Genomic DNA, 17,041 nt, shown 5'->3' with positions numbered 1-17,041 from the left:
AGTTAAAAATGAGGTCTATATTTGAGTGCCGATTTTAAGCTATATACCTAGCAAAAGCGACTCGACTTGTAACTGATGCAATACTAGAAGGTAATAGTTTTATCCGCCACCAGCACCCACTGCACAAGATCATCCATGGTCGCCATCTCACAACCAGCTATCACTTCAAGCTCGGTTAGGCCGCGAGCATGCATACAGGAACCACAAAACTTTACTTGCGTCTTTTGCGCCATAACAATCTCTAGCATCTGCTGGATATTATACCCTTCGGCAGGCTTTTGATTGGGTAAAACGGCAGTCACCGCATCAGACAATAAGAATAGGCTCACTCGAACGGGTGAATAGTCTTGCTCATTGAGCTGTATGGCTAAACGAAGCGCATTGAACAACTTTTCAGAACCATAAGGGGCATCATTGACGATAATCAGTACGTGTTGCATAGGGAAGTCTCTGGCATAAATGAATGTCGGAGGGTAGCACTCAAATGAGATAAGGATGCTTACTTAGATCACGTTCAAGGATAAATCTAGATATTAGCAAAGACGAAATGGGAATGGGCAGAGACGGATGAAGCCGAATTAGAACTAAGACGGAAAAGCATACTAGCTTCTAGCATCAACTAACCCCCCTAGCTTTCATTTTGATTTTTATATGCTCTGATCTTTTCGTCTTTTCCGTGAGTGAGCTTGCGAGCGTTCCGTTGTCCGTCAGCGAAGCGTTCGCCCCTGCTTTCTCTAGAACCTAGAACCATCTTTTCCGTTAGCGTAGCGTTCCGTAAGTGACGCCATCACGTACCCTAGGTCGCAGGCCGTTCGTTTTTGTTTTTCCTAGCACCTAGAACCTTTGTTCGCTTTTCCTAGGACCTTCTTTTAGATACAAAAAAAGCGCCCTAGGGCGCTTTTTTCATCAAACAATAACCTTATCTGGCAATGTTCTTCTTGATGGTCTCGACTACGCGCAATTGAGCAATAGCTTGAGCTAACTCAATCGCTGCAGCTGCATAGTTGAAGTCAGCGCCAGCACCCGCCATAGCGGTTTCTGCACGGAGCTTAGCTTCAGCAGCGGCTTGCTCGTCAATCTCATCGGCACGCATAACGACGTCAGCCAATACTGAAATTGAAGAAGGTTGTACTTCCAAGATACCACCTGAAAGGTAAAACACTTCTTCTTTTCCATCTTGCTTGACGATGCGCGCCATGCCAGGTTTGATACTTGTTAGCAGAGCAGCATGGCCAGGCATAATACCTAACTCACCTTCCGTTCCGGTTACTTGTAGCTGAGCTACTCGACCAGAAAAGATATGACTCTCTGCACTTACCATATCAAGTTGTACTGTCATGGCTGCCATCCGTTCTCCTTAAACTAAGTCAGAGACTTAGTTATTTTTTGTTAGCTTTCTCAACGGCTTCGTCGATTGAACCAACCATGTAGAACGCTTGCTCTGGAAGGTGATCGAACTCACCGTCTAGAATGCCCTTGAAGCCACGGATAGTGTCTTTAAGAGAAACGTACTTACCTGGAGAACCGGTGAATACTTCTGCTACGAAGAATGGCTGAGAAAGATATTTTTCAATCTTACGAGCACGGAATACAGTTGTCTTATCTTCATCAGATAATTCATCCATACCTAGGATCGCAATGATATCTTTCAGCTCTTTGTAGCGCTGAAGTACGGTTTGAACACCGCTAGCAACATCATAATGCTCTTGACCAACAATTTGTGGATCTAGCTGACGTGAAGTCGAATCCAATGGGTCAACCGCTGGGTAAATACCTAGCGAAGCAATGTTACGAGACAATACAACAGTCGCATCTAAGTGAGCGAAGGTTGTTGCTGGTGATGGATCCGTTAAGTCATCCGCAGGTACGTATACGGCTTGAACAGAGGTAATAGACCCTGTCTTAGTCGATGTAATACGCTCCTGAAGTACACCCATCTCTTCAGCCAATGTTGGCTGGTAACCTACTGCTGATGGCATACGGCCTAGCAGTGCAGATACTTCAGTACCCGCCAAGGTGTAACGATAGATGTTATCAACGAAGAAAAGAACGTCTTTACCTTCGTCACGGAACTTCTCGGCCATAGTTAGACCAGTCAGTGCCACACGTAGACGGTTTCCTGGAGGCTCGTTCATCTGACCATATACCATGGCCACTTTATCTAGAACGCCAGAATCTTCCATCTCGTAGTAGAAGTCGTTACCCTCACGAGTACGCTCACCTACACCGGCAAATACTGATAAACCAGAGTGTGCTTTAGCGATGTTGTTAATAAGTTCCATCATGTTAACGGTCTTACCAACACCAGCACCACCAAACAGACCAACTTTACCACCCTTAGCGAATGGACATACAAGGTCGATAACCTTGATACCAGTCTCTAAAAGTTCAGTGGTGTTTGACTGATCTTCGTATGAAGGAGCTTCACGGTGGATCACATAGCGATCTTCTTCACCGATAGGACCCGCTTCATCAACAGGCTCACCCAATACGTTCATAATACGGCCTAGGGTCGCAGACCCAACCGGAACAGTAATTGGTGAACCAGAGTTTACAACCTCTAGGCCACGACGCAGACCGTCTGAAGAACCCATAGCGATGGTACGAACTACACCACCACCAAGTTGCTGCTGAACTTCCAGCACCAAGCCTTCACTTTTGATCTCTAGAGCGTCATATACCTGAGGTACGGCATCATGTGGAAACTCTACGTCCACAACCGCGCCAATTACTTGGACAACAGTACCTGTGCTCATGATTAATCCTCTAAAACTTGTATTCGTTACCTAGCCTAAACGGCGGCAGCACCTGAAACAATTTCCGAAAGTTCTTGCGTAATCGCAGCCTGACGGGCTTTGTTATAGACCAACTGCAAGTCACCGATAAGTTCACCAGCGTTGTCTGTTGCAGCTTTCATAGCAACCATTCGGGCCGCTTGCTCAGATGCAATGTTTTCAACAACACCTTGATAAACCTGAGATTCAACAAAACGAACCAACAAAGTATCTAACAATAGCTTTGGATCTGGCTCGTAGATGTAATCCCATTGATGAGTAAACTCATCTTCTTCTGACTTAGGCAAAGGTAGCAGCTGCTCGATCACTGGGGTTTGAGTCATAGTATTCACAAACTTGTTGAATACTACATACAAACGGTCCAGCTTGCCTTCGTTGTATGCTTCTAGCATCACACGCACTGTTCCGATCAAGTCGGCTAGCTTTGGAGCATCGCCTAAACCTGAAGCAGAAGCAGAAACCTGTCCGCCAAAGCTATTGAAGAATTGCGCACTACGTGCACCAATTGTACAGAATTCAACTTCTGCACCAGCTTCACGCTGCTTCTTCACGTCTGCGACAACCTTCTTGAAAAGGTTGACGTTCAGACCACCACAAAGACCACGGTCGGTTGACACAACAATGTAACCAACACGCTTAGCTTCTCGCACTTCCAAATATGGATGCTTATATTCGAGAGAACCTTGCGCCACGTGACCGATCACCTTACGCATATTTTCTGCATATGGACGACTAGAAGCCATGCGATCTTGTGCTCTACGCATTTTGCTCGCGGCAACCATTTCCATTGCAGACGTGATCTTCTGAGTGTTTTGAACACTCGCGATCTTGGTTTTAATCTCTTTAGCGTTGGCCATCTTTACTCTCCAATTCTGGACCTGAGGCGCCAGAGGCACCTCTAAAATTTACCAGGTTTGGGTTTCTACGAACTTGTCCAAGCTAGCCTTCAACTCACCTTCGATATCAGCGTTATAATCGCCAGTATCGTTGATAGTCTTCATTAGGTCAGCATGTTCACTGTTCATGAAAGAGAGCAGAGACGCTTCGAAATCACCGATTTTGTTCAGCTCAACACTCTTCAAGTAACCTTTTTCAGCTGCGAAAATAGACACAGACTGATCAGCGATACTCATAGGAGCGTATTGCTTTTGCTTCATTAGTTCGGTAACACGCTCACCATGCTCAAGCTGAGCACGAGTTGCATCATCCAAGTCAGATGCAAACTGTGAGAACGCTGCAAGCTCTCGATACTGTGCTAGTGCGGTACGAATACCACCAGACAGTTTCTTGATGATCTTAGTCTGAGCCGCACCACCAACACGAGAAACTGAGATACCTGGGTTAACAGCTGGACGTAAGCCAGAGTTAAATAGGTCTGTTTCAAGGAAGATCTGACCATCGGTAATCGAAATTACGTTAGTCGGTACGAATGCAGAAACGTCACCAGCTTGAGTTTCAATAATTGGTAGAGCAGTCAAAGAACCAGTTTGGCCTTTAACTTCACCTTTAGTGAACTTCTCAACATACTCGGCGTTAACACGTGAAGCACGTTCCAACAGACGAGAGTGAAGATAGAATACATCACCTGGGTATGCTTCACGTCCTGGAGGACGCTTAAGAAGCAATGAGATTTGACGGTAAGCAACAGCTTGCTTAGACAAATCATCATATACGATTAGTGAGTCTTCACCGCGGTCACGGAAGTATTCACCCATTGTACAACCAGAGTATGGAGCCAAGTATTGTAGTGCAGCAGCTTCAGAAGCTGTAGCAACAACAACAATGGTGTTCGCCAAAGCGCCGTGCTCTTCTAGCTTGCGTACCACGTTAGCGATTGTAGAAGCCTTTTGGCCTACAGCTACGTATACACACTTAATGCCAGAATCTTTTTGGTTGATAATCGCGTCGATCGCTAGAGCGGTTTTACCGATCTGACGGTCACCAATGATCAATTCACGCTGTCCACGACCGATTGGGATCATAGAGTCAACGGCTTTATAACCAGTTTGCACTGGCTGATCAACTGACTTACGCTCAATTACACCTGGTGCAATTACTTCAACAGGAGAGAAACCATCGCTTTCGATAGGTCCTTTACCGTCAATTGGCTCACCTAGCGTGTTGACTACACGGCCTAGTAGACCGCGGCCAACAGGTACTTCCAAAATACGGCCTGTTGTTTTAACTTTGTCGCCTTCAGCCAAGTTGGCATAAGGGCCCATTACTACGGCACCGACAGAATCACGTTCTAAGTTCAACGCGATTGCAAAACGGTTGCCAGGCAGCTCGATCATTTCACCCTGCATCACGTCGGCTAGGCCGTGGATGCGGATGATGCCGTCACTTACTGCAACGATAGTACCTTCGTTGCGAGCTTCACTAACGACTTCGAACTGCTCGATCCGCTGTTTAATCAGATCGCTGATTTCAGTGGAATTCAGTTGCATGCTCAAACTCCCAATTACGACTGCAGCGTATCAGACAGACGCGAAATTTTTCCGCGGACCGAGCCATCAATGACTAAGTCTCCTGCCGTGATAATTACACCAGCAATAAGGCTGGTATCTATGCTGCAATTCAGCTTAACTTTGCGTGCTAGACGTTTCTCTAAAGAAGCGCTCAGCTCTTGTAGTTGCTCTGAGGTTAGCTCAGTAGCTGAAACGATTTGCGCTTCAACTTCTTTCGCGTACTCACGTTGCATCTCAACAAATTGTTGAGCAACAGCAGGTAGCGCAACTAAACGACCGTTTTCAGCCATTACCTTTAACAGGTTCTGAGCTTGCTCGTTGATTTGCTCACCACAAACTCCAATAAAGAGTTCAGCAAGCTTATTGCTGGCCATAGCGCCAGACAGTAGAGGCTGCATAGCTTCGTTTTCACTAACTAATGCGGCAAAGTTAAGCATTTCTGCCCAACTCTCAACTGCTTTCTGTTCAAGAGCGAAGTCAAAAGCTGCCTTTGCGTAAGGACGAGCGATGGTGGTTATTTCAGCCATAACTCAAGCTCCTTATTTAAAGTTCAGCAACAAGTTTATTAACTATGTCACTGTGTGCGGCTTCATCAATCGAACGTTCAAGAATCTTCTCTGCGCCAGCAATAGCTAGTGCAGCTACTTGCTTACGTAGATCTTCTTTCACGCGATTACGTTCGTTTTCAATTTCAGCGTGTCCCTGAGCGATAATTTTCGCACGCTCGGTGTCAGCTTCAACTTTTGCTTCATCAACGATTTGAGCTTTGCGTTTATTAGCTTGCTCAATGATTTCGTTTGCTGTTGCTTTAGCGTCTTTTAGCTGCTCTGTGGCTTTCACCTGAGCTAGCTCTAAATCTTTTGCAGCACGTCCTGCATCAGCTAGCCCATCAGCAATTTTCTTCTGGCGTTCTTCGATAGCGTTCATCAATGGCGGCCATACAAACTTCATGCAAAACCACACAAAGAGAAGAAAAGAAATCGCTTGGCCTAGCAGGGTAGCGTTAATACTCATAACGACAACTCCTTCTAAGGGGGACGATTAGCCTGCTAATTGACCTAAGAACGGGTTAGCGAATACGAAGAATAATGCAACACCAACTGCAATCATTGAGATCGCATCAAGTAGACCAGCTACGATGAACATTTTAGTTTGAAGTGCAGGAGCAAGTTCTGGTTGACGAGCAGAAGCTTCTAGGAATTTACCACCTAGAATAGCAAAGCCAATACCAGTACCTAGCGCTGCTAAGCCGATCATAATTGCAACAGCTATTGCTGTAAAGCTAATTACAGTTTCCATTTTATCTCCGATAAGTATCTAATTTTTAATAAATTAATGGTCTTCATGAGCCATGCTTAGATATACAATCGTAAGCATCATGAAGATAAACGCCTGCAGCACAATAACCAAAATATGGAAAATGGCCCAAGGCACTGATAATGCAAACTGAGCCCACCAAGGCATCAGTGCTATCAGAATAAAGATCAACTCACCTGCATACAGGTTACCAAACAGACGAAGCGATAATGAAATCGGCTTCGCAACCAAGGTAACTGTTTCCAAAATAAAGTTAATTGGAATCAGCGCCCAATGATTGAAAGGCTGCATAGTCAGTTCTTTAGTGAACCCACCAACACCCTTAACCTTGATACTGTAGAAAACAATTAACGCGAACACACTTAAAGCTAAGCCTAAAGTTACGTTCAAGTCAGTTGTTGGTACAATCTTTAGGTAAGGTACGCCTAATAATCTGTTTGCGGCCTCAGGTACAAAGTCAACAGGGATCAAGTCCATCAAGTTCATCAGGAAAACCCAGACGAAAATAGTTAGACCTAATGGTGCGATAAGCGCGTTTTTCCCATGAAATGAGTCTTTAACGATTTTATCTACACCTTCCACGCACATTTCAACGAAACATTGAAGCTTGCCTGGAACACCAATTGTTGCCTTTTGTCCTACTTTGTAGAATAACCACAAAAATAGAACCCCTAGACCAACTGAAAACAAAAGTGAGTCAATGTGCCAAGTCCAAAATCCAGCATCTTGACATGCATAGTTAAAAGCAATCCCACTATCCGTGGAACACATTTTCGCATTAGTCAGGTGATGCTGGATATAGTCGGAAGCCGTTATAGTTAACGTATCATCCCCAGTTGTCGCCATGATTAATCTCACTTAATTTTGTTTGAAGTATAAAGGGACTGTCCAAGGTACAACTAGCACAAGTAAGTAACAGATGAATAACGGCATGAATGACGCTTTCATCAAACCAAATGCAAGTGAAAATAGTACAATGGTTAACAGCAACTTTACCGCTTCCCCCAGGAAAAATGATCTTACGACCTTTCCTGATGCTTGCGCCCCCGAATGGGAGAAAGCTAGGGTTGCGAACACAAAATTAGGGAATACAGCGATAGCACCACCTGCCAAAGCAGATATACCATGCTGAACTCCCCACATAGCGAAAAAGAAAAGGGAAACACATCCAGCAACCGCCGCCTGCAGTAAAACTAATCTATAGGCTGACCGCCGGCCACGACGTGCTAAAACCTTGCTCAATTTACCTTCTCCGCATTATAACTTCTTGTTTCGATGACAGGATTACAAATATCCGTATAAACCCGAGGTACAAAAAGCTTGCGAAAGTATACCGTTTCAGGCTTTCAAAGCAAGTTTAACAGCTATAAAAAGGGGACTTTTAGTGTGATCTACGCCAAAAGTCTAAAAGTGTAAGATTAACGAATGTCACAAAGTTACATAATATAGTGTTAACTTTAAGAATTTAGTGAATTTTGCTGATAATCCCCTCTAATTCAGCCAAATTTTGATAGTTTATTACCAATTTACCTTTCCCCTTCTTGTTATGGGTTAACGTAACCTTGGCACCGAGCCTTTCAATTAATTCACTCTCTAGACGCACTACATCATGATCTTTAGCAGGCTTTTCGACGATTTCAGTTTGATTTAAGGTTTTATTGACCAATCGTTCAGTTTCACGAACTGTTAATTCTTTAGCAACAACTAATCGAGCGAGATTAGTTTGCTCATCACCATTAACCGCCAACAATGCGCGTCCATGGCCCATGTCGATATCGCCATATTCAAGCATACGCTTAACCGGCTCATTTAATCCATTAAGGCGTAGCAAATTTGAGACCGTTGCACGGGATTTACCTACTGCGTCGGCAATCTGCTGGTGAGTTAACTCAAATTCTTCGATTAAACGGTTTAATGCAATCGCTTCTTCCATTGCATTAAGGTCTTCGCGTTGGATGTTTTCGATTAACGCGATAGCAACTGCAGCTTCATCGGGAACCTGCTTAACGATACAAGGTATTGCAGCTAGACCAGCTAACTGCGATGCACGCCAACGACGTTCACCCGCAATAATCTCGTAATTTTCAGGAGAGACTTTACGTACAACAATAGGCTGGATAATACCTTGAGCACGAATAGACTCAGCAAGCTCCTCAAGTGCTTCAGGCGCCATATCTTTACGCGGTTGATACTTACCAGGTTGCAACCTATCGATATCTAACGTGACTAAATCATCGTTTTTAATCTCTAGCTCAACTTCTGCAGCAGGTGCAATACGCTGACTAGCCGCTTGGCTGGTACTCAATAGTGCATCTAGGCCCTTACCTAAGCCTCTTTTTTTCAGTGTCATCTTTTATCCTTAAACTAACTCGGCCTGGCTTAGTTGCTCTGCACGGCGAATAATTTCACCAGCCAATGCGAGATAGGCTTTAGCCCCTGCGCTTGATTTATCGTAATACATTGCGGGTGCACCAAAACTTGGCGCTTCAGCTAAGCGAACATTCCGTGGGATCACAGTGCGGTAAACCTTATCACCAAAGTGCTGTTTTAGCTGATCAGATACATCATTTGAGAGTCGATTACGTGGATCGTACATGGTGCGTAAGATCCCTTCGATATGTAGACCAGGGTTAACCATAGCCGCTAACTTACTAATGGTATCCATCAATGCCGTTAACCCTTCCAATGCATAGTACTCACACTGCATAGGAACCAGCACAGAGTCCGCAGCAGACATAGCGTTAACCGTTAGCATATTCAGTGAAGGTGGGCAGTCGATGAAAATAAAGTCGTAATCATCTTTGATTGGGGCGAGGGCGTTGCGCAAACGGATTTCGCGAGCAAAAAACTCCATGAGTTTAATCTCGGCAGCAGTCACATCACCATTGCCGGCAATGAGATCATACTTACCGTTCGTATCTCGGCAAACAACTTCTTCAAATGGTTTCTCTTCAACCAGTAATTCATAGGCAGTATTCTCGACTTCATACTTATCGATACCGCTACCCATGGTCGCATTCCCCTGTGGATCGAGATCGATCAACAAAACACGACGTTTAGTAGCCGCTAAAGAGGCTGCTAAATTCACACAAGTTGTTGTTTTTCCGACACCACCTTTCTGGTTGGCCACGGCAATCACTTTACCCACAATATCACCCTGTAAGTCACTTTTATTATATCCCTAAGCGACGTTTGCTTAAGAAATTAGCGCGCAAATCTAATGGTTATTAGTAACAAATTGCTTGAAGCGCTGAAAGATTGCAACTTTTCAGTACGCTTTATAAGCTGTAGCTCACTTCATTAGGCCTTTATCTATCACGGCCGAAATAAAATTAGCTGGCGAGCACACTAAAATGGTACGCGCCCAAATAATTAATCTTGCTTGATCACTCTAAGCAGATGACGCTGCTCGTCGAGTTTAGGCACGTTAAGTTCGATAGTATCGGTCACCACAAAACCAGCTGGCATCTGTGACATCTCTTCTTCGCTTAATTGTCCCTTAAGCGCGTAGAAACAACCATCTTGCTTAGGTAAGTGCTGGCACCAATGCAGCATATCTTGAATCGACGCAAATGCGCGACTCAACACGCCATCGAATAGCTCTTCTGGCTGATATGCTTCAACGCGGCTTTCAATTGACGATATGTTATTGATACCTAATTCAAACTGAACCTGCTTTTGGAAACGAATACGCTTACCTAAACTATCGAGCAGTACGAACTCTTTATCTGGATTTAAGATCGCTAGTGGGATCCCTGGTAACCCAGGACCAGTGCCGACATCAATAAAACGATCGCCTTTTAGGTGAGGCGACACCACTAAGCTGTCCATGATGTGACGAATCAACATCTGCTCAGGATCGCGAACAGAAGTCAGGTTAAATGCCTTGTTCCACTTATTGAGCATGCCAACAAAGTCTACAAGCTGCTGTTTTTGCTGCTCGGTAGCAGTCAGGCCAACTTCGGCCAAATAATCATTTAATTGGGCAGATAACACAGTTTGTGTCCTCAAATAGAGCGAATTAAATATCAATCAGTATTATGAATCGCTGAAAAGATGAAAGGAAGCCTCAAAGCTTCCCTTTATCATGTAAAACTACCGAGTTTAGAGCGAACTAAGCGCTCTTTCTCAATAAACCACGTTTTTTAAGGTGAACCAACAAAATAGAGATTGCCGCTGGTGTCATTCCTGAAATTCGTGAAGCCTGGCCAATGGTTTCTGGCTTATGCTCATTTAACTTAGCAATAACCTCGTTAGATAAACCTGGAACTTCTTGATAATCAAGCTCAAGTGGTAACAGGGTTGTTTCATGGCGAATGGCCTTATCGATTTCCCCCTGCTGACGCTGAATATAACCAGAATACTTAACTTGGATCTGAACCTGCTCAGCTGCACGTTGATCTTCAAGTCCTGGTCCAAAACCGTCAATAGACATCAACTTTGGATAATCCATCTCAGGACGACGTAGCAGATCTTCAAATGTCGCTTCACGAGTGATCGGTGTGTTCAAGTGTGGGTTCAGCACATCAACCAGAGGTGAATTTGGATGGATCCATTGACCACGTAATCGCTGTAGTTCAGTTTCGATCGACTCCATCTTCTCGCTAAACAGCGCCCAACGATGATCATCAACCAAGCCTAGTTCACGGCCTTTCTCGGTTAAACGTAGATCGGCGTTATCTTCACGTAGCAACAAACGGTATTCAGCGCGGCTAGTGAACATACGGTATGGTTCTTTGGTGCCTAAGGTAGAAAGATCGTCAACCAATACACCTAGATAGGCTTGATCTCGGCGTGGACACCAAGCTTCTTTGCCCTGCACTTGCAGTGACGCGTTCATCCCCGCTAGCAGACCTTGTGCCCCAGCTTCTTCGTAACCTGTTGTACCGTTAATCTGTCCAGCAAAGAACAAACCACCAATCGTCTTAGTTTCGAGCGAGTTTTTAAGATCGCGCGGATCGAAATAATCATATTCGATGGCGTAACCTGGACGCATGATCTCAGCATTTTCCATGCCTTTGATCGAACGGACTAAGTTCAACTGCACATCAAACGGTAAACTCGTTGAGATACCATTTGGATAGATCTCAGTGGTATTTAACCCTTCAGGCTCGATAAAGATCTGATGCGATGTTTTATCGGCAAAGCGATTAATCTTGTCTTCAATCGAAGGGCAGTAACGCGGGCCGATCCCCTCGATAATGCCTGAATACATAGGACTTCTGTCCAATCCTCCACGAATGATATCGTGGGTACGCTCGTTAGTATGGGTGATATGACAAGAAATCTGTTCAGGATGATCGTTAACATCACCGATAAATGACATAACAGGCAATGGATCATCACCTTTTTGCTCCGTCATTTGTGAAAAGTCGATAGTGTTCGCATCGATTCGTGGTGGGGTACCAGTTTTTAAGCGGCCAACACGAATAGGCAATTCTCTAAGTCTATGGGCCAAAGCGATAGAAGGCGGATCACCAGCTCGACCACCGCTATAGTTTTCAAGTCCAATATGGATTTTTCCACCCAAGAATGTACCCGCGGTTAAGACAACCGCTGGTGCTTCAAAAGCTAAGCCCATCTGGGTAACAACACCGATAACTCTGTCGTTTTCAACGACAAGATCATCAACAGCTTGTTGAAAAATACGTAAATTAACTTGGTGTTGCAGGATCTCTTGGATCTTATGGCGATAAAGCGCTCTATCTGCTTGTGCACGAGTTGCACGAACAGCAGGCCCTTTACTTGAGTTCAATGTACGAAATTGAATACCGGCAAAGTCGGTAGCAACAGCCATTGCTCCGCCTAGCGCATCAATTTCTTTGACTAAGTGTCCTTTACCTATGCCGCCGATAGCAGGATTACAGGACATTTGCCCTAAAGTATCTATGTTATGGGTCAGTAAAAGTGTTTTAGAGCCCATTCTGGCAGAAGCTAACGCCGCTTCTGTACCTGCATGACCACCACCAACAACGATTACATCAAACCGTTCATGAAATTGCATTCGACAGCCTTCGATTCGTAAAAGGATAAATTGTTTCTGAGCAGAGCATTTTAGCATTTGCTTTGCTTAAGGTGAACGATCTATTTAGCTTGTTTTGATCAGAGGGGATCGCCTTAATAGATCTTAAGATCTTTATATAGATCTCTTATTATGTTTACTATTAAGATCGCTGTTTTCGGTGGATAACTCTAATTCTCTTTTATATTCAATAGTTAACAGCAAAACGATCTTGTGATCTGATCGCGATCTAACTGGATTAAGCTTGGGGATAGATCGGCTACTTATCCACAGGGTGGATCATAGAGCAGATCCGATGTGAATTAATGCAAGTGTTGATCAGATCAAAATAATAGCTTATCCACATATTTATTAAATTAATAACTATTATGTGGATAAGTTTGATCTAATCTGTGAGTTGTTGGGAAGAATGATCGTAAAAAAGGCGAGGGATTAGATCTTAAAGTTGATCTTGCCAGCCGCAAAGCCAGGCTAATGCAGGTTCTTCAGGAATTGGATCGTATTGAACATCGATCTGGATCTTATCCACATAGACTTTTGCACCGCATTGAATAAGCTCATCAACCAGTTTTTCTGGGCCCTGACAAAATGTGTCATAACTTGAATCACCAATGGCACACAACGCGAATTTTACGCCATTGAGATCGGGCTTTTTAGCTTGGATCTCATCGAAAAATGGCACAATATTATCGGGAAGATCCCCAGCTCCATGGGTCGAAGATACAATTAACCATAGAGAATCTTTACTCAGTTCGTCTAAATTTGCAGCAAGATGCACAATCGTTTCATGACCTAAATCACCTAACTGATCGGATATTTCATCCGCTACATACTCCGCACTGCCTAGTGTGGTACCTACTAAAATGTCTACTTTTGCCATGATCGATCCTAATAATTTGTGTCAAACAGAGGGGGGGACTGTGACTGCTACAGCTTATATATCGTGTATTAATTACAGCCAATAACCTGTATGCATCATAAGTGAAATTGTCATTATGATCTCTAAGCGCGGTCTGTTTTGTCGTTAATTTTCTATGGTGTTATCAGTGAGGTTGATCTGCAGTGGGCGAAGTTTGATTGTTGTTAATGTAGCTTACTAGCTAGATTAACAACAGATTGGCCAATTTTTCACTGAAATAGGCATTAGGTTTGAAATAGTTTATTTAGCTTAAAATCTATATCACGTTAATCAATGGCTTATAAAGGTATCTTACGGCCACCTACACTAGATAAATTGTAATGATTAGGATCCGAATAAAATGACAAATAAAATAATTCTCGATACCGATCCGGGGATTGATGATGCTATGGCCATCCTGTTTGCCGAAGGGCATCCAGCAATAGAACTGAAAGGTATTACGACAGTTTATGGTAATGCGACTATCGAGAATGGTACTAATAATGCTCTGTTTTTAAAACAAAAGTATGGATTTAGTGCTGATATCGCTAAGGGCGCTGACAGACCTATTGTGCGTGATCCTGTGGGTCCTACAGTAGTCGTTCATGGTGAAACTGGATTTGGTGATGTTCATGCGCCTACCGATCTAACTGTGACAGCCGATCCTCGTCCTGCTTATCAATATATTATCGACTCGGTTAAAGCCGAGCCAGGTGAGATCACCTTAGTTGCCGTCGGGCCTTTAACTAACTTAGCGTTGGCGTTAGACGCTGCACCTGAGATAGCAGGCTTAGTTAAGGAGGTCGTGATCATGGGCGGGGCCTTCGGTGAGAATAATCACCGTGGTAATGTTACTCCTTATGCAGAGGCGAATATTCATGACGATCCACATGCTGCTGATAAAGTATTCACTGCAGCTTGGCCTGTGGTGATCATTGGTCTAGACGTCACTGAGGAGAGTTTTTTCAGTAAAGATTATCTCGATCAGTTAAGAGACGATGCCGGTGAAGTAGGGCAGTTTATTTGGGATATTAGTCGCTATTATCTTAAATTTTACTCTGAAAAAGTTGGCTTAGAGGGGTGTCATGTCCATGATCCATCTGCGATAGCCTACGTTATTGATCCCACTCTATTTACCCTGCGTGAAGGGCCTGTTCGTGTCGTTACCGATGGTCCTGCTGAAGGACTGACAATCCAAAAGTTTGACGGTCGTAGGCATCAGCACGATGATTGGGCGTCTAATACTGCTCAGCGAGTTGGTGTAAAGGTGAGAGATGAAGCGCTGTTAAAGCTCTATCGTGAAACGATTATTGAATATGGTAATCGTTAATCCATTTTGCTAAAAAAAAGCGGGGAATAATCCCCGCTTTTTTATTGTCCTTTGTAAAAGACCTTAACTGATATTTTGAACCTGAGAAGCCAGTAGCCAGATAGCTAAAACAAAGAAGATTACGCCCATAAACTTATTTTGATAAGTTCGGAATTTCTCATTTTTTAATAGTGGCTTACCTACCGTGCCGACCAAAGCCACTAACAATAGGTTAAAGGCTAATCCCATCACGTTAAGTAATAAGCCGAGGGCTAACATCTGCTCACCAGAGCTGGCTGTTAGTTGAGTCGATACAAATTGGGGTAAAAATAATACGAAAAATATCAATGCTTTAGGGTTTAGTAAGTTACTGACTACCGCGCGTCGATATAATAGCTTTGCTAGATTATTCTGCTGTTCTATTTCAGGAGCTTCTGCTGCCGAGCTGCGAATACAGTCCCATCCCATCTTTAATAGGTAGGCACCGCCTAGAATGCGTAATACTTCTAATGCCATCGGGTTCATGGTGATAATTGCCGATACGCCCATGGCTGCCAACAGGGTCAAGATAAGTCCGGACGTCGCATTACCAAAACTGGCGTAAACACCTACTTTTCGGCCATAGCTTAAGCTTGAACTGGCTATCAGTAACATGTCTGGTCCAGGGATCAGTAGAAGGGCCACGACAGTGGTTAAATAAAGTGGTAACAAGGCCAGATCGATCATCATAAATAAGCTATTTAAAAGGTGTGGAATCAAATAAGGCGCGGATTTTACCGTGATCGAAATGGAATGAAAGTGATACAGCTTGTAAAAGTCATCACTGAGTTGGCAGGCTTTGTTTACGCTTGAGTTGCTGAGTCTAGATGAGGTTGATATTGCTCGCTCATTTCAAGCTATCTATTCTGTGCTACATCGCTTTCTAAGGCTGGATCTCGCTAAGCATTAGAGGGGATTTAACCTGATAAATATGAACTGTATTCATTTTAAATTATTCGATAATTCAATATAATACTGTTTCTTATTGGTCAATAAAACGATGAATTTAATGAAAATAAATGGATTTACACTGATTGAATTAGTTGTGGTCATTATTGTTCTCGCGATACTCAGTGTTATTGCTGCTCCTCGTTTTATTGAACTTCAGTCTGATGTCAGAATCTCTTCTTTGAAAGGCCTACAGGCTGAGATGCATGGTGCTATGAGTGTGCTTTACCCTAAATCCGTGTTGCAAGGGTTACAGAATAAGCCACCGCAGGACAAAGACGATGCAACCGATGATGAAAATGTCATTATTATTGATGGGCAAAAAATTCATTTGGCTTATGGTTACCCTGCCGCTGACTCAAAGAAAGCCTGGAGTATGCTGATAATGGCAACTTTTACAGACTCGGTTTTTAATGATGACGAGCCGGGTGATTGGTATTTTCATAATGATGGCGGTGATAATTTCATTCGCTTCATGACGCAGTCAAAAAAGTATAGCGGTGATAATTGTTACCTTAAATACACTCAGGCTACTAGCCCTACCACACCTCCAGTATTTGAGATTGTTGATTCCGGTTGCTAGTGCTATTCACTCTTGAAATGCCATTAGTCGCTTATCTTTTTTAGAAGCGAATAGGCATAAATTAGCTCTGACTTATCTGAACCTACATATGGTTGTCGGCTATGCATTTGATTTAATGAAGGTATTTCGCTTGGGTTAGATAAGGTTTCACGTGGAACCAAAGTGCTAATTAGCGAAAAGCTAACCTTAATACGCATCGGGTTTAGAGTAAAAGGTCAAAACAGTAGTTACAAATTTATCTGCTAATTTTAGCATCAATATTCTAACTTTCAGACTTGTTCAGTCTTACTTCCTCTGTTAACTACAGAGTTGAACCTATCCTATTTATGGCGGTATATCAGTAGCGAAACATGGTGGCCGTCAGTCGTTGTTGTGTAATTAGACCATTGAGTACAAGGCTGGATATTTGCCTAGCGGTAACATAGCTGTGATTAAATCGCTTTTGGGCTCGTAAGAGTCCACAAAAAAGCCGGACACTGCATACTCGAAGACCTAATAAACCTAGTATCGAAAAGCCTGTTGAGTCGATAGGATCTGCTAACGTGAAATTGCGGAGGAAGCTGGCTCTATTTGGGAAAATTCATCGCTTTTTACTCTCAAAATAGGTCAGTTAATAAATTGGGATCATGAATATAATTTTTCTGAGTATAACTTATTAATAA

Annotated in this window: 18 protein-coding genes; 2 read left to right on the top strand and 16 right to left on the bottom strand. The window is 43.5% G+C overall.

Annotated features, from left to right (window positions below):
• Positions 1-83: 83 nt before the first annotated feature.
• The 15 genes from L1D44_RS14995 to mioC form a co-directional block, all read right to left on the bottom strand.
• Positions 84-440, bottom strand: a complete 357-nt coding sequence (locus tag L1D44_RS14995; protein WP_239891881.1) for a DsrE family protein — start codon at positions 438-440, stop codon at positions 84-86.
• A 479-nt stretch (positions 441-919) separates the two neighbouring features.
• Entirely contained in the window at positions 920-1,348 is a 429-nt protein-coding gene (locus L1D44_RS14990; protein WP_239891879.1) for a F0F1 ATP synthase subunit epsilon, read from the bottom strand.
• A 31-nt stretch (positions 1,349-1,379) separates the two neighbouring features.
• The gene (atpD, locus tag L1D44_RS14985; protein ID WP_239891877.1) at positions 1,380-2,756 is read right to left on the bottom strand and encodes a F0F1 ATP synthase subunit beta; all 1,377 of its coding nucleotides are present in this window, start codon (positions 2,754-2,756) and stop codon (positions 1,380-1,382) included.
• Positions 2,757-2,791: 35 nt separating this feature from the next.
• Complete coding sequence (gene atpG, locus L1D44_RS14980) at positions 2,792-3,652, bottom strand: F0F1 ATP synthase subunit gamma (RefSeq protein ID WP_220768891.1); 861 nt, start codon at positions 3,650-3,652, stop codon at positions 2,792-2,794.
• A gap of 48 nt (positions 3,653-3,700) precedes the next feature.
• On the bottom strand, positions 3,701-5,242 hold the full coding sequence (atpA, locus tag L1D44_RS14975; RefSeq protein ID WP_202723648.1) for a F0F1 ATP synthase subunit alpha: 1,542 nt from the start codon (positions 5,240-5,242) through the stop codon (positions 3,701-3,703).
• A 14-nt stretch (positions 5,243-5,256) separates the two neighbouring features.
• Complete coding sequence (gene atpH, locus L1D44_RS14970; protein WP_239891874.1) at positions 5,257-5,790, bottom strand: F0F1 ATP synthase subunit delta; 534 nt, start codon at positions 5,788-5,790, stop codon at positions 5,257-5,259.
• Between the two features lie 16 nt (positions 5,791-5,806).
• Complete coding sequence (gene atpF / locus L1D44_RS14965; RefSeq protein WP_012279342.1) at positions 5,807-6,277, bottom strand: F0F1 ATP synthase subunit B; 471 nt, start codon at positions 6,275-6,277, stop codon at positions 5,807-5,809.
• A 27-nt stretch (positions 6,278-6,304) separates the two neighbouring features.
• A complete protein-coding gene (gene atpE, locus L1D44_RS14960; protein WP_012157432.1) occupies positions 6,305-6,562 on the bottom strand; it encodes a F0F1 ATP synthase subunit C in 258 nt (85 codons plus the stop codon).
• A gap of 33 nt (positions 6,563-6,595) precedes the next feature.
• Positions 6,596-7,426: a F0F1 ATP synthase subunit A gene (atpB, locus tag L1D44_RS14955; RefSeq protein ID WP_239891873.1), complete on the bottom strand. Its 831-nt coding sequence runs from the start codon at positions 7,424-7,426 to the stop codon at positions 6,596-6,598.
• 12 nt (positions 7,427-7,438) lie between these two features.
• Entirely contained in the window at positions 7,439-7,822 is a 384-nt protein-coding gene (locus tag L1D44_RS14950) for an ATP synthase subunit I (RefSeq protein ID WP_220768887.1), read from the bottom strand.
• 223 nt (positions 7,823-8,045) lie between these two features.
• Positions 8,046-8,930 carry a ParB/RepB/Spo0J family partition protein gene (locus L1D44_RS14945; protein ID WP_239891871.1) on the bottom strand — a complete coding sequence of 295 codons (885 nt, stop codon included), beginning with the start codon at positions 8,928-8,930 and terminating at the stop codon, positions 8,046-8,048.
• Between the two features lie 9 nt (positions 8,931-8,939).
• Positions 8,940-9,728 carry a ParA family protein gene (locus L1D44_RS14940; protein WP_220768885.1) on the bottom strand — a complete coding sequence of 263 codons (789 nt, stop codon included), beginning with the start codon at positions 9,726-9,728 and terminating at the stop codon, positions 8,940-8,942.
• 224 nt (positions 9,729-9,952) lie between these two features.
• The gene (rsmG, locus tag L1D44_RS14935; RefSeq protein WP_239891869.1) at positions 9,953-10,576 is read right to left on the bottom strand and encodes a 16S rRNA (guanine(527)-N(7))-methyltransferase RsmG; all 624 of its coding nucleotides are present in this window, start codon (positions 10,574-10,576) and stop codon (positions 9,953-9,955) included.
• Positions 10,577-10,694: 118 nt separating this feature from the next.
• Positions 10,695-12,584, bottom strand: a complete 1,890-nt coding sequence (gene mnmG, locus L1D44_RS14930; RefSeq protein ID WP_239891867.1) for a tRNA uridine-5-carboxymethylaminomethyl(34) synthesis enzyme MnmG — start codon at positions 12,582-12,584, stop codon at positions 10,695-10,697.
• A gap of 457 nt (positions 12,585-13,041) precedes the next feature.
• Complete coding sequence (gene mioC / locus L1D44_RS14925) at positions 13,042-13,482, bottom strand: FMN-binding protein MioC (protein ID WP_239891865.1); 441 nt, start codon at positions 13,480-13,482, stop codon at positions 13,042-13,044.
• Between the two features lie 379 nt (positions 13,483-13,861).
• On the opposite strand from mioC, the gene L1D44_RS14920 reads away from it, so the two are divergent.
• Complete coding sequence (locus L1D44_RS14920; protein ID WP_239891863.1) at positions 13,862-14,830, top strand: nucleoside hydrolase; 969 nt, start codon at positions 13,862-13,864, stop codon at positions 14,828-14,830.
• A gap of 63 nt (positions 14,831-14,893) precedes the next feature.
• On the opposite strand, the gene L1D44_RS14915 is transcribed toward L1D44_RS14920, so the two are convergent.
• A complete protein-coding gene (locus L1D44_RS14915) occupies positions 14,894-15,538 on the bottom strand; it encodes a LysE family translocator (RefSeq protein ID WP_239891861.1) in 645 nt (214 codons plus the stop codon).
• A 319-nt stretch (positions 15,539-15,857) separates the two neighbouring features.
• On the opposite strand from L1D44_RS14915, the gene L1D44_RS14910 reads away from it, so the two are divergent.
• Positions 15,858-16,379 (top strand): prepilin-type N-terminal cleavage/methylation domain-containing protein, encoded by a 522-nt coding sequence (locus tag L1D44_RS14910; RefSeq protein ID WP_239891858.1) that lies wholly within the window; start codon positions 15,858-15,860, stop codon positions 16,377-16,379.
• Positions 16,380-17,041: the final 662 nt, after the last annotated feature.

Origin of the sequence: Shewanella sp. Isolate13 (genome assembly GCF_022398325.1) — a bacterium.
Classification (GTDB): Bacteria; Pseudomonadota; Gammaproteobacteria; order Enterobacterales; family Shewanellaceae; genus Shewanella.
Note: the sequence above shows the minus strand (reverse complement) of the source record. Positions and strands in the feature narration are given on the sequence as shown.

Excerpts from the sequence above, each read along its gene's own strand:
- L1D44_RS14995 (WP_239891881.1), bottom strand. The coding sequence starts at position 440 with ATGCAACACGTACTGATTATCGTCAATGATGCCCCTTATGGTTCTGAA.
- L1D44_RS14990 (WP_239891879.1), bottom strand. The coding sequence starts at position 1,348 with ATGGCAGCCATGACAGTACAACTTGATATGGTAAGTGCAGAGAGTCAT.
- atpD (WP_239891877.1), bottom strand. The coding sequence starts at position 2,756 with ATGAGCACAGGTACTGTTGTCCAAGTAATTGGCGCGGTTGTGGACGTA.
- atpG (WP_220768891.1), bottom strand. The coding sequence starts at position 3,652 with ATGGCCAACGCTAAAGAGATTAAAACCAAGATCGCGAGTGTTCAAAAC.
- atpA (WP_202723648.1), bottom strand. The coding sequence starts at position 5,242 with ATGCAACTGAATTCCACTGAAATCAGCGATCTGATTAAACAGCGGATC.
- atpH (WP_239891874.1), bottom strand. The coding sequence starts at position 5,790 with ATGGCTGAAATAACCACCATCGCTCGTCCTTACGCAAAGGCAGCTTTT.
- atpF (WP_012279342.1), bottom strand. The coding sequence starts at position 6,277 with ATGAGTATTAACGCTACCCTGCTAGGCCAAGCGATTTCTTTTCTTCTC.
- atpE (WP_012157432.1), bottom strand. The coding sequence starts at position 6,562 with ATGGAAACTGTAATTAGCTTTACAGCAATAGCTGTTGCAATTATGATC.
- atpB (WP_239891873.1), bottom strand. The coding sequence starts at position 7,426 with ATGGCGACAACTGGGGATGATACGTTAACTATAACGGCTTCCGACTAT.
- L1D44_RS14945 (WP_239891871.1), bottom strand. The coding sequence starts at position 8,930 with ATGACACTGAAAAAAAGAGGCTTAGGTAAGGGCCTAGATGCACTATTG.
- mnmG (WP_239891867.1), bottom strand. The coding sequence starts at position 12,584 with ATGCAATTTCATGAACGGTTTGATGTAATCGTTGTTGGTGGTGGTCAT.
- mioC (WP_239891865.1), bottom strand. The coding sequence starts at position 13,482 with ATGGCAAAAGTAGACATTTTAGTAGGTACCACACTAGGCAGTGCGGAG.
- L1D44_RS14920 (WP_239891863.1), top strand. The coding sequence starts at position 13,862 with ATGACAAATAAAATAATTCTCGATACCGATCCGGGGATTGATGATGCT.
- L1D44_RS14915 (WP_239891861.1), bottom strand. The coding sequence starts at position 15,538 with ATGATGATCGATCTGGCCTTGTTACCACTTTATTTAACCACTGTCGTG.
- L1D44_RS14910 (WP_239891858.1), top strand. The coding sequence starts at position 15,858 with ATGAAAATAAATGGATTTACACTGATTGAATTAGTTGTGGTCATTATT.